Below are 11,787 nucleotides of genomic sequence, written 5' to 3'. Positions count from 1 at the left end.
GTGCCGCTCACCCCGGACCAGCTCGCCGCCGGTGCCACCCTCCAGGTCACCGGCGGCGAGCGTGCCGCCGCGATCACGAGCACCTGGCGCGCCGCCCTGGCCGACGTCGCCGCGTGCGTGCGGCCGCTGCCCGGTGCGCCCTCCGGCGCGCTCACCGAGGGCGGCCCCTACCCGGGCTGCTGGCTGGAGAGCACGGGCAGCATCAGTACCGAGGTCCTCGCGCGGTTCGCGCCCGGCGTCGCGCGCGCCACGCACCTGCTGCTGGCGCACGGGGCGCGCGCCGACGGCCTGCTGCCCTACAAGGTGACGGACGACGGCGCCGCCCACGCCCAGATCCAGCGGGTCACCCCGCTCGCGCGCAGCGTCTGGGAGCACTACCTGCGCACGGGCTCCACCGCCGCCGACCGGGACGCCGTCTACCTGCGCGAGATGTACGAGGCCCTCGCGGCCGACGACGCGTGGGTCGCCGCGCACCGCGACACGCGTGGCACCGGCGGGGTGGAGGCGTTCTGCACCTACGACACGGGCCACGACGCCTCGCCCCGGTTCTGGCACGTCCCCGACACCTGCCCTGACGGCGACCCCGCCCGCTTCGACGCGGGGAACCCGCGGCTGCCGTTCGTCGCGCCCGACCTGACGGCCGAGGCGTACGCCCGCCGCGCCTACCTCGCCCGGGCCGCCGAGGCGCTGGGCGAGGACCCGCGCCCGTGGCGGGCGGCGGCGTCGGACAGCCGCGCGGCCCTCGACCGACTGTGGGACGTGGCGGACGCCGCCTGGTACGACCTGGACACGACGGGTGAGCCGGTACGCCTCCGGTCGGACGTGCTGCTGCGGGTCCTGGCGTGCGAGGTCGGTGACGACGCGCTGTTCGACGATCTGCTCCGGCGGCACCTGATGAGCCCGCAGGGGTTCCTGTCCCCGGCCGGGTTCACCTCGGTCGCCCTGGACGACCCTCGCTTCGACCGGGACGCGACCCGGAACTCCTGGGGCGGGCCCGTGAACTTCCTCGCGCTGCTCCGCGCGCCGCGCGCGTTCGAGGCGCACGGGCGCACCGTCGAGCTGGCCCGGGCGCTGCGCGGCGCCTTCGACGCGCTGCTGCGCACCGACCGGTTCCCCCAGACCCTCGACCCGTGGACCGGCGACGCCGGGTACGGTTCCGGCTACTCCCCCGCCGCGCTGTTCTTCCTGGACGCGGTCGAGCGGTTCTTCGGCGTGCTGGAGCTGCCCGACGGCGGCGTCCGGTGCACCGGTCTGTCCACGGCGGACCCCGGCCGGTGGCCCGGCGTCGAGTCGCTGACCTACGAGCGGTCGACCCGCACCGGGCTCTGGTCACAGACCGTCGCGGACGGCCGGGTCACCGTCACCCGGGACGGGACGCCCTGGCTGGCCTTCCCGGTCGGCTGGCGGGTGGAGCTGGCGCCGTCGGGCGAGGTGGTGGCCGTGGCCGGCGTGGCCGGCCGGCCCGTCCGGGGCACGCTCACCCTGCCCGACGGCGGCCGCGCGGACCTGACCCTGGCCCCGGACCAACGGGAGCTGCGCGCGTAGGTCGGGTCGGGCGGGTCACGTCAGGTGTGAGCGCAGGAGGTCCGCGAGGGCCGCCCTGCTGTCGCAGGCATCGAACCGGAATGACGCCGCGAGCGCCCGGGCCTGGTCGGGCAGGACGCCGCGGAACGTGTCGGCGAACCTCTCTGCGAGCGGTTCGGCCAGGAGGACGTGCCGCACCAGCAGGGCGACGTGCGGCGCACGGCCCCAGGGCCAGGGGGCGTAGTCGGGGAACTCGCGGTCGAACAGGGCGTCGATGGGGTCGAGCACGTCGCGGACCCCCGCGTCCGAACCGCCCCACGAGTCGACGCCCAGGCGCTGCTTGTCGGCGAGCACCTCCGCGATGCGCCGCACGTACGGCGAGTCGGCCCGGGCGGTGACCAGGCCCTGCAGGCCGATGTCCTTGTAGGTCCACAGGGCCCACGACGCTCCGTGCGCCGCATAGACGTCGAGCTGGTCGCGCAGGATCTGCAGGCGCCAGGAGTCCTGGGCCGGGTCCGGGTAGGCGGGGCCGAACTCACCGATCCAGATCGGCGTGCCGGTCTCACGCTGGAACTGGGTGCGACGCAGGAACGACTGCTCCAGCACGTCGCGGTCGAACCATTCGCCCCGCACCTCGCCGGGGTAGGCCCGGGCGTCCCGGGCGATGCCCGGCAGGGCGTAGTCGTGGGCGGTCCAGACGGTGTTCTCGCCCGCGCCCTCGGCTCGTGCGGCAAAGGCGCTGAAGTCGGTGGAGTACTTGTTGCCGTCCAGGAACAGGACGTGCCGGGCGTCGACGGCGCGGATGGCGGCGGTCAGGCGGGCGTAGAACGCCGGGAGCACCTCACCCGTCGGGTCGGACGGCTCGTTCAGCGGGTTGAACCCCGCCACCTCCGGCCGGTCGCGGTACCGGTCGGCGAGCGCCTCCCAGAGGTGCACCACGCGGTCCTGGAAGTGCCGGTGCACCCAGAGCTCGGCGACGTGGGTGGGGTTGTCGCTGTGCCAGTGCTGGTTCTGCCGGCCGGGCGCCGCGTGCAGGTCGAGGATGCTGTAGATCCCGTGCCGGGCCAGGAGCCGGACGACCCGGTCGAGGCGCTCGAAGCCCTCCTCCTTGAGCTCGAAGGGCCGGTCGTCGTCCTCGAAGTGCCGGTAGTGGAACGGGATGCGCACGGAGTTGAGCCCGAGCGCGGCGAGGTGGGCGGCGTCGGCGTCGTCGAAGAAGTCGGTGTAGAAGGCGTCGAAGAACGCGTCGTAGGACTCGCGGCCCATCCGGTCCAGCAGCAGGCGCCGCAGGTTGCCCTCGGTGCCGGGGTACCCGGTGATGAAGTTCTCGAGGTTCATCCAGCCGCCGAGGCCGACGCCGGCCAGGCGGACGGGCGTGCCGCCCTCGTCCACGAGATCCGTGCCGCGGACGGTGAGGAAGGGCAGGTCGGACATGGTGGCGCCTCCTTGCGCGGTGCGTGATCAACGTGCGCGACAAACGGTTTCGCCCGGCAGCCTAGCGAGCGGGCGCCGCGCTGGAGGCCCGTACCACGAGGCTGGTCGCGAGCTCGGTGCGGAGCGTGTGGCCGCTGGCCGTGCGGGCCCGGTGCACGAGGTCGACGGCGGTGGCGCCCATCTCGGCCAGCGGCTGGCGCACGGTGGTGAGCGCCGGGTCGATCCACGGCGCGATCGGCAGGTCGTCGAAGCCGACGAGCGAGACGTCGCGCGGCACCGAGAGGCCTGCCTCGCGCAGGGCACGCAGCGCGCCGAGGGCGGTGTCGTCGCTGCTGGCGAAGATGGCGGTGGGCGGGTCGTCCAGCGCCATGAGCCGCTGGGCGCCCTCGTACCCCGAGGTGACGCCGTACGCGCCGACGTACACGAGCTCGTCGTCGGTGGTCACGCCGGCCCGGATCATCGCGGCGCGGTAGCCCGCGAGCCGGGCGATGGCGTTGTCCTGCTCGAGCGCGCCGGTGATGGTGGCGATGCGCCGGTGGCCCAGGCCCAGCAGGTGCGCCGTCGCCTCGAGCCCACCCTGGAAGTTGGTGGCCCCGACGCTGAGCATCCCCTCGGGCGGGCGCTGCCGCGGGTCGACGACGACGAGCGGCGTGCCGGACTTCTCCAGCGCGCTCCGGGCGTCGGCGTCGGGCACCGCGACGATGCTGACCAGGCCGTCGGTGCCGCGCTCCAGCGCGTGCCGGACCCAGGAGCTGCAGTCGTCGGGGTCGGGCTCGACGGCCAGCACCACGTCGAGGCCGAACCGCCGCGCGCCGGCGACGGCGCCGCGGACCACCGCCTCTGACCACGTGCCCTCGAAGTCGACGATCCGGACGTCGATCATGCCCGTGGGCTTCGCCGACGGCGGCCGGACGGCGTAGCCATGCCGTTCCAGCACCTCGGTGACGCGGGCGCGGGTGACGCCTGCGACGTCGGGCCGGGTGTTGAGGACCTTGGAGACCGTGGGGACCGAGACGCCCGCCTCAGCCGCCACGACGGCGAGCGGGGTGCGGGGCTGGTCCTGTGTCATCTGTCCTCCGTGGGCGTGGGCGACCTGGTGTTTCCGAAATCAGGATCGTAGCGGAGACGCAGTGGACCCGGCGCGCAGCCCGCTACTTCCGGGCACGATCCCATTGACACGCGATCCGGTCGCGTCTAACCTCCCGGGGTCTTTCCGAGATTCGTCTTCGAAATTTCGGAACAGCGGATCAACAAAGGAGTGATCGTGAACAGGACACCTCGCCTCGCCGTCGCGGCGACGGCGTCGACCCTCGCGTTGGCCCTCGCCCTCACGGGTTGCGGACGCAGCGACGAGGCCGGCACCACGGCCGCAGGCTCCAGCAGCATCACCGACGGCCCCGCCACGGGCACCATCGAGGTCTGGGCGATGGGTACGGAGGGCGAGCTGCTGCCCGAGCTCGCCGAGCAGTTCGAGGCCGACAACCCGGACGCCACGGTGAACGTCACGCCCGTGCCGTGGGAGTCGTCCACCGAGAAGATCAACACCGCCATCGCCACGGGCGAGGTGCCCGACGTCATGCAGGTCGGGACGACCCTCCTGAGCGGTTTCGTGGAGCTCGGCGGCCTCGCGCCCACCCCGGAGGGCATCGACTCCGAGGCGTTCTTCCCGGGCGCGTGGGACACCACTGTCGTCGACGGGACGTCCTACGGCGTGCCCTGGTACGTCGAGTCGCGCGTCCTGTACTACCGCAAGGACCTCGCGGAGCAGGAGGGCCTGGCAGCCCCGAAGACCTGGGCGGACCTGACGGACTTCGCGGCAAGGCTGCAGGACGCCGGCGCCGAGCACGGCATCGCGCTGCAGACGCGCGGCAACTCCACGGCGCTGATGTACCTCCCGTTCTACTGGCAGGCGGGCGGCGAGATCATGGACGACGCCGGCGAGTTCACCCTCGACAGCGACGCCCAGATCAAGGCGCTGGAGTACTACTCCTCGTTCATGCGCGACGGGCTCGCCCCGCCGGTGCTCGTCGAGGAGGAGAAGGTGCAGAACTTCATCGACGGCAAGCTCGGTTCGTTCGTCTCCGGCCCGTGGGAGCGCGCGAACCTGCTGACGACGGCGGGCGACGACTTCGCCGACTCGTTCGGCGTGGTGCCGCTGCCCGCGGACGAGGCGACGGGATCGTTCATCGGCGGCTCCAACCTCGCCGTCCTGGCCGACGCCGCCAACCCCGACGCGGCGTGGAAGTTCGTCCAGTTCGCGACCGACCCGGCCACCCAGGTCGACTGGTTCGAGATCTCCAGCGACCTGCCCGCCGTCCAGGCCTCCTGGGACGACCCGGCCCTGGCCGACGACGAGGCCGTGGCCGTCTACCAGGACGTGCTCACCACCGCGCGCTCGACGCCCGCGATCCCGAGCTGGGCCGAGATCGAGCACGAGCTGGACCTCCTCATCGAGCAGGTCATCGCCGGTGACCTGAGCGCCGAGGACGCGGCGCAGCAGATGCAGGACGCCGCCACCTCGATCGGGACGGGCCTGGACTGACCGTGACCGTCTCCGCACGCCGCCGCCGCACCGGCCTCGCCGCCTGGGGCTTCGCGCTGCCCTTCGCGGTGCTGTTTGCCGTGTTCATGCTGCTCCCGGTCGCGTCCTCCCTGTACATGGCGTTCACCGACATGCACGGGGCGGACCTCAAGAGCCCGTGGGCGGTGAACTTCGTCGGGCTCGACAACTTCGTCGCGGTCCTCGGTGACCCGAAGTTCCAGCAGGCCGCCGGCAACACGCTCTACTTCGTCGGGGTGGCGATGCCGCTGACGCTCGGGATCGCGCTGCTCCTGGCGGTGCTGCTCAACTCGGGCCTGGTGTGGTTCCGGTCGGTGTTCCGGGTCGGGTTCTACGCCCCCGTGGTGACCTCGATCGTCGCGGTGGCGGTCGTGTGGCGGTTCCTGCTGCAGCCCGACTTCGGGCTCGTGAACTCAGGTCTCGGCGTGCTCGGCATCGACGGGCCGCGCTGGCTCACCGACGAGGTCTGGGCCATGCCGTCCCTCATCGTGATGGCCACCTGGCGCAACGTCGGGTACTCGATGGTGATCCTGCTGGCCGGTCTGCAGGGCATCCCTCGCGACCTGTACGAGGCCTCGGCCATCGACGGCGCCGGCGCCGTCCGGCAGTTCCGGTCCATCACGGTCCCCCTGCTGCGGCCGACGCTGCTGTTCTGCGCGGTCATCACCGGCATCGGGTACCTGCAGTTCTTCGAGGAGCCGTTCGTGATGACGCAGGGCGGGCCGCTGGGCGCCACCAACTCGGTCGCCTACGAGATCTTCAACCAGTTCGGGTTCGGCAACTACGGCGTCTCCGCCGCGATGAGCTACGTGCTGTTCGTCGCCATCGTGATCCTGTCGTACCTCCAGTTCCGCCTGCTCAGGACGGAGAAGTGATGGCACACGACGACGCGCCCCGTCGGCGCCGCTTCACCCCGCGCGCGGTGGCTCTGAACGCCGCACTCCTGGCAGGCCTCACGGCCTCGATCGGGCCGCTCGTCTGGATGGTGGTGTCCTCGGTCAAGCCGGAGGGCGAGATCCGCCAGTTCCCGCCCACCTTCCTCCCCGACCAGCTGACGTGGGCGAACTACACCGAGCTGTTCGCCACCCTCAACTTCCCGCGGTACTTCCTGAACTCGGTGGTGGTGGCGCTGGTCGTGACCGTCGGGTCGGTCCTGTTCAGCGCGATGGTCGGCTACGCCCTGGCGAAGCTCGACTTTCCCGGCCGGCGCACGCTCTTCGCGCTGGTCATGGGCACCCTGATGGTCCCGGGCATGGTCACCTTCGTGCCGCTCTTCGTGCTCGTGGCCAACCTGGACCTCATCAACACCTACGCGGCGCTCATCCTGCCGTTCCTGGCGGCGCCGTTCGGCGTGTTCCTGATGCGGCAGTTCATGCTCGACATCCCGGACGAGCTGCTCGACGCCGCGCGCGTCGACGGCGCCGGCGAGTTCCGCACGTTCTTCGCCGTCGTGCTGCCGCAGACCCGGCCCGCGCTGGCGACGCTCGGCATCCTGACCTTCCTCGGGTCCTGGAACAACTTCCTGTGGCCCCTGGTCGCCGTGCAGTCGGCCGACAAGTACACCCTGCCGGTCGCCCTCGCCCTGTACTCGACGGGCCAGAACACCGTGCAGTACGGCCTGCTCGTCGCCGGCGCGACGGTCATCGTGCTGCCCATCCTCATCGTCTTCCTGGCCCTGCAGCGGCACATCGTGCAGGGCATCTCCACCACCGGCCTGAAGTAGGAGTCCTTCCGTGACCGAACAGATCACGCTGCCCACCGCACCCGGCTTCCTGTGGGGCGCGTCGACCGCCGCGCACCAGATCGAGGGGGGCAACGTCAACAGCGACTGGTGGGCGAAGGAGCACGTCCCCGGGACGCTGTGCGCCGAGAGCTCCGGCGACGCCGTCGACAGCTACCACCGCTACCCGGAGGACGTCCGGCTGCTCGCCGACGCCGGCCTGAACGCCTACCGCTTCTCGGTCGAGTGGGCGCGCATCGAGCCCGCCGAAGGTGAGATATCCCGGGCCCAGCTCGCCCACTACCGCCGCATGATCGACGTGTGCCTGGCGGCGGGCGTCACGCCGGTCGTCACGCTGCTGCACTTCACGCTGCCGCGGTGGTTCGCCGAGCGGGGCGGCTGGTTCGCGCCCGACGCCGTCGACACGTTCAGCCGGTACGTCGAGACCGTCACGCAGATCCTGGGCGACGTGCGGCACGTCGTCACGATCAACGAGCCCAACATCACCTCGATGATGCTGGGCGCGAGCCGGCGCACCAACCTCGACGCCGCGGGCCTGGCCGCACCCGACCAGGCGGCGTCCGAGGTGCAGGCGACGGCCCACCGGCGGGCCGTCGAGATCCTGCACGGCCTGGGGCACGTGCGGGCCGGCTGGACCGTCGCGAACCAGGTGTTCCAGGCGGCTCCCGGCGCCGAGGCCGCGCGGGACGCCTACGCCTACCCCCGCGAGGACTTCTTCCTGGAGGTCGCGCGCGGCGACGACTTCGTGGGCGTGCAGAGCTACCTGCGCACCATCATCGGGACGGACGGCGAGCCCGTGCCCTTCGGCGACGACGTCGAGCGCACCCTGACCGGCTGGGAGTACTACCCGCAGGCGCTGGGCGAGGCGCTGGAGTACACCCACCGCATCACCGGCGGCGTGCCCATGATCGTCACCGAGAACGGGATGGCCACCGCCGACGACGCCCGCCGCATCGACTACACCCGCGGCGCCCTGGAGAGCATGGCCCGGGCGATGGCCGGCGGCTGCCGCATCGAGGGGTACCTGCACTGGTCCCTGCTCGACAACTACGAGTGGATGAGCGGCTTCGCCCCGACGTTCGGCCTGATCGCCGTCGACCGCACGACGTTCGAGCGCACGCCCAAGCCCAGCCTGGCCTGGCTCGGCGACGTCGCCCGCACGGGCAAGCTGCCCGCCTGAGCCCCGGGCCGCCTGGGCGACACCGACCGCACGACCGCACGACCTGCAACGACGACGACCACGGCTACGACGACGTAGAGGAGTCACAGATGAGCACGCACATCCCGAGCAGACGCAGGGCAGCGGTCGCGGCGGCGGCCGTCGCCGCACTGGCGCTCACGGCGGTACCAGCGAGCGCCGGCACGGGCACCGGCGACGACGGCGTCGAGGCGCACCGCGGCGCGGGCGGTGACCAGCGCACGCTGCGTACCTGGACGGCGGACACGTGGCGCTCGTTCGACGCCCTGGTCGTCGAGGAGACCGGGCTGCCCGACGACAACATCGGCGGTGACCTCAGCCCGGGCAGCCGCGGCGGCTACACCTCGCCGACGAACATCGGCGCCTACCTGTGGAGCACGGTGGTCGCCCGCGACGTCGGGCTGATCGAGCGCGCCGAGGCGCGCGAGCGCCTGGCGACCACGCTCGACACCGTCGCCGGGCTCGAGAGGCACGAGCCCAGCGGCATGTTCTACAACTGGTACGACCCGGCGACGGGCGCCAAGCTGCTGGAGTTCCCCACGAGCGGCGACCCGGTCAAGCCGTTCCTGTCCAGCGTCGACAACGGCTGGCTGGCCACCGGCCTGCTGCTGGCGAGCCGCGCGGAGCCGTCCCTGGCCGACGAGGCGGACGCCGTCCGCGAGCGCATGGACTTCGGCTGCTACTACGACGCCGCACAGAACCAGATCCGCGGTGGGTTCTGGGACACCGACCCGCAGGAGACGGCGCCGGTCGCCGGTGACTACTGCGGCATGGGCGCGGACGTCTGGTACACCGGCCACCACTACGGGGCGTTCAACACGGAGCCGCGCATCGCCTCGTACCTGGGCATCGCCGAGGGGCAGATCCCGCCGGAGCACTACTTCGGCACGTACCGCACGTTCCCGGACAGCTGCGACTGGGACTGGACGGAGACGCGGCCGACCGGCGAGTGGGCCGAGTACCTGGGTGTCCCCGTCTTCGAGGGTGCGCTGCCCTACCGCGGCATGCGGGTGGTGCCGACGTGGGGCGGCAGCATGTTCGAGGCGCTGATGGTGCCGCTGTTCGTGCCCGAGGAGACGTGGGGACCCCGGTCCTGGGGCCGCAACCACCCGCTGTACGTGCGGGGGCAGATCGAGCACGGGATGCGGGAGGCCCGCTACGGGTACTGGGGCTTCTCGCCGTCGAACGACCCTGCCGGCGGGTACCGCGAGTACGGCGTCGACCAGCTGGGGCTCGACGGTCCCGGCTACACCTCGGACCAGGAGCGCACGACGGTCGACCAGCCCTACGAGGGCTGCCGGGAGGGCTCCCCCGCGCCCACCGGGTACGGCGACGGCGTGGTGACGCCGCACGCCTCGTTCCTCGCGCTGCGGTACGCCCGCGGCGAGTCGATGGCGAACCTGCGGAGCATCGCACGGGACTTCGACGCCTACGGACCAGGCGGCTTCTACGACGCCGTGGCGGTGCGCAGCGGCCAGGTCTCCCAGCGTTACCTGGCGCTGGACCAGGGCATGATCATGGCGGCGCTCGGGAACGAGCTGGCCGACGACGCGATGCGGCGTTACGTCGCGCCCGGCCCGCTGGAGCAGAAGGTCCGCCCGCTGATGGCGATGGAGACGTTCAACGTCGGCCGGAGATAGCACCACCCGACGTGCCGGTCGTCCGTTCCACCTCCGACATTCCACCTCCGACATTCCACCTCCGAAGGAGCAGGCCGTTGACCTCCGACCTCGCCTCGCGCCTGGGGCGCACCGTGCTGTACCAGATCTATCCGCAGTCCTTCGCGGACGCGAACGGTGACGGGATCGGCGACCTCGCCGGCATCACCGAGCGCCTGGACTACCTCGCCTGGCTGGGAGCCGACGCGCTCTGGCTCAGCCCGTGCTTCGTCTCCCCGTTCGCCGACGCCGGGTACGACGTCGCGGACTTCTTCCAGGTGGCCCCGCGCTACGGCACGAACGAGGACATGGCCCGGCTGACCGAGGAGGCCGGCCGGCGAGGCATCTCGGTGCTGCTCGACCTCGTGGCCGGCCACACCTCGGACCAGCACCCGTGGTTCCGGTGGTCGGCCGATGACCCGGACGACCACCGGTTCGTCTGGAGCGACGTGCCGGTGGACGGGTTCCAGCCCGGGACCGGCGCCCGCGGCGGGTACTACCTGCCCAACTTCTTCCCGGTCCAGCCCGCGCTGAACTACGGCTACGCCCGGCTCGACCCGGCCGAGCCATGGCGCCAGCCGGTCGACGCTCCAGGCCCGCGGGCCAACCGCGCCGCGCTGCGCCAGATCATGGCGCACTGGTTCGACCTCGGCGTCGCGGGCTTCCGCGTCGACATGGCGTCGTCGCTCGTGAAGGACGACCCGGGCCACGTGGAGACGAGCACGCTGTGGCGCGGGATGCGCGAGTGGCTCGACCGGGAGTTTCCTGGCCGTGTGCTCATCAGCGAGTGGGGCGACCCGCGGGTGTCCGTCCCCGCCGGCTTCCACGCGGACTTCTTCCTCCAGTTCGGCGGCGACGACGACGGGCTGCCCCTGCGCTCGCTGTGGAACGACGGCGCCGGGACGGTGAACCCGTCCTGGGCCGAGGTCCCGGCGTGGGCCGCCGCCGAGGCGCGCGGCGACCTGGCCACGTTCGTCCGGGCCTGGCGCGCTGCGGCCGACGCCATCGCCGCGGACGGCCGCGGCGGCGTGGTGGGGCTGCCGACGTCGAACCACGACTTCACCCGGCTGGTGTCGGGCGTGCGGGACGCCGAGCAGGCCCGTGTCGCCCACGTGCTCACGATGACCTGGCCTGCCCTGCCGTCGGTCTACTACGGGGACGAGATCGGCATGCGGTTCGTGCCGGGCACGCCGACCCTCGAGGGCTCACGCCTGAGCCCGACGTACGACCGGGCCGGCTCCCGCACCCCCATGCAGTGGGGTGACCTTCCTGCGGGCATGCTCGGCCCGGGCAGCCCCGCGACCCCCACCTACCTGCCGCAGGATCCCGACCCGGACCGTCCCACGGTCGCTGCCCAGCTCGACGACGACGACTCGCTGCTGCACCTGGTCCGCGAGCTCATCGCCCTGCGGCACGGGGACGACCGTCTCGACGTCGCCTCGCCGGTCGAGGTGCTCGCCACCGGGTACCCCGTGGCGTACGTCCGGGGCGGAACGCTCGCCGTCGTGCTCAATCCGGGACGCGCGGCAGTGCGTCAGCTGCTGCCGGGCGCCGCGGACGCGCGGCCGGTGCTCGCCCGGGGGTGCCGTACGGAAGCCGGCACCGACGGGGCCGACGTGGTGCACCTCGACGGATTCGGCTACGCGGTGCTCGACCTGGCGGGCACGTAGCG

At 72.4% G+C, this 11,787-nt stretch carries 9 protein-coding genes; 7 read left to right on the top strand and 2 right to left on the bottom strand.

The features are described from left to right. Window positions 1–1,545, top strand: coding sequence for an MGH1-like glycoside hydrolase domain-containing protein (locus LUM46_RS10195; RefSeq protein WP_274993730.1), 1,545 nt, complete (start codon window positions 1–3; stop codon window positions 1,543–1,545). Window positions 1,546–1,560: 15 nt separating this feature from the next. On the opposite strand, the gene LUM46_RS10190 is transcribed toward LUM46_RS10195, so the two are convergent. Together LUM46_RS10190 and LUM46_RS10185 are read right to left on the bottom strand one after the other, a co-directional pair. Next, window positions 1,561–2,958, bottom strand: a complete 1,398-nt coding sequence (locus tag LUM46_RS10190) for a glycoside hydrolase family 5 protein (protein WP_274993729.1) — start codon at window positions 2,956–2,958, stop codon at window positions 1,561–1,563. A 61-nt stretch (window positions 2,959–3,019) separates the two neighbouring features. Continuing rightward, a complete protein-coding gene (locus LUM46_RS10185) occupies window positions 3,020–4,027 on the bottom strand; it encodes a LacI family DNA-binding transcriptional regulator (RefSeq protein ID WP_274993728.1) in 1,008 nt (335 codons plus the stop codon). Between the two features lie 195 nt (window positions 4,028–4,222). Between LUM46_RS10185 and LUM46_RS10180 the strand changes: the two genes are divergently transcribed. From LUM46_RS10180 to LUM46_RS10155, 6 genes are all read left to right on the top strand, one after another. Further along, window positions 4,223–5,500 (top strand): extracellular solute-binding protein, encoded by a 1,278-nt coding sequence (locus LUM46_RS10180; protein ID WP_274993727.1) that lies wholly within the window; start codon window positions 4,223–4,225, stop codon window positions 5,498–5,500. Window positions 5,501–5,502: 2 nt separating this feature from the next. Continuing rightward, window positions 5,503–6,393: a carbohydrate ABC transporter permease gene (locus tag LUM46_RS10175; RefSeq protein WP_274993726.1), complete on the top strand. Its 891-nt coding sequence runs from the start codon at window positions 5,503–5,505 to the stop codon at window positions 6,391–6,393. Next, window positions 6,393–7,241, top strand: coding sequence for a carbohydrate ABC transporter permease (locus LUM46_RS10170; protein ID WP_274993725.1), 849 nt, complete (start codon window positions 6,393–6,395; stop codon window positions 7,239–7,241). The genes LUM46_RS10175 and LUM46_RS10170 overlap by 1 nt, the downstream gene beginning before the upstream one ends. A 10-nt stretch (window positions 7,242–7,251) precedes the next feature. After that, a complete protein-coding gene (locus LUM46_RS10165; protein WP_274993724.1) occupies window positions 7,252–8,439 on the top strand; it encodes a glycoside hydrolase family 1 protein in 1,188 nt (395 codons plus the stop codon). A gap of 89 nt (window positions 8,440–8,528) precedes the next feature. Then, window positions 8,529–10,097 carry a glucoamylase family protein gene (locus LUM46_RS10160; RefSeq protein ID WP_274993723.1) on the top strand — a complete coding sequence of 523 codons (1,569 nt, stop codon included), beginning with the start codon at window positions 8,529–8,531 and terminating at the stop codon, window positions 10,095–10,097. A 77-nt stretch (window positions 10,098–10,174) separates the two neighbouring features. Further along, the gene (locus tag LUM46_RS10155; protein WP_274993722.1) at window positions 10,175–11,785 is read left to right on the top strand and encodes an alpha-amylase family glycosyl hydrolase; all 1,611 of its coding nucleotides are present in this window, start codon (window positions 10,175–10,177) and stop codon (window positions 11,783–11,785) included. Window positions 11,786–11,787 lie beyond the last annotated feature (2 nt).

Origin of the sequence: Promicromonospora iranensis, assembly GCF_028994805.1 — a bacterium.
Lineage (GTDB): Bacteria > Actinomycetota > Actinomycetes > Actinomycetales > Cellulomonadaceae > Promicromonospora > Promicromonospora iranensis.
The sequence above is the reverse complement of the archived record's forward strand: the minus strand, read 5'-3'. Positions and strand labels throughout refer to the sequence as shown.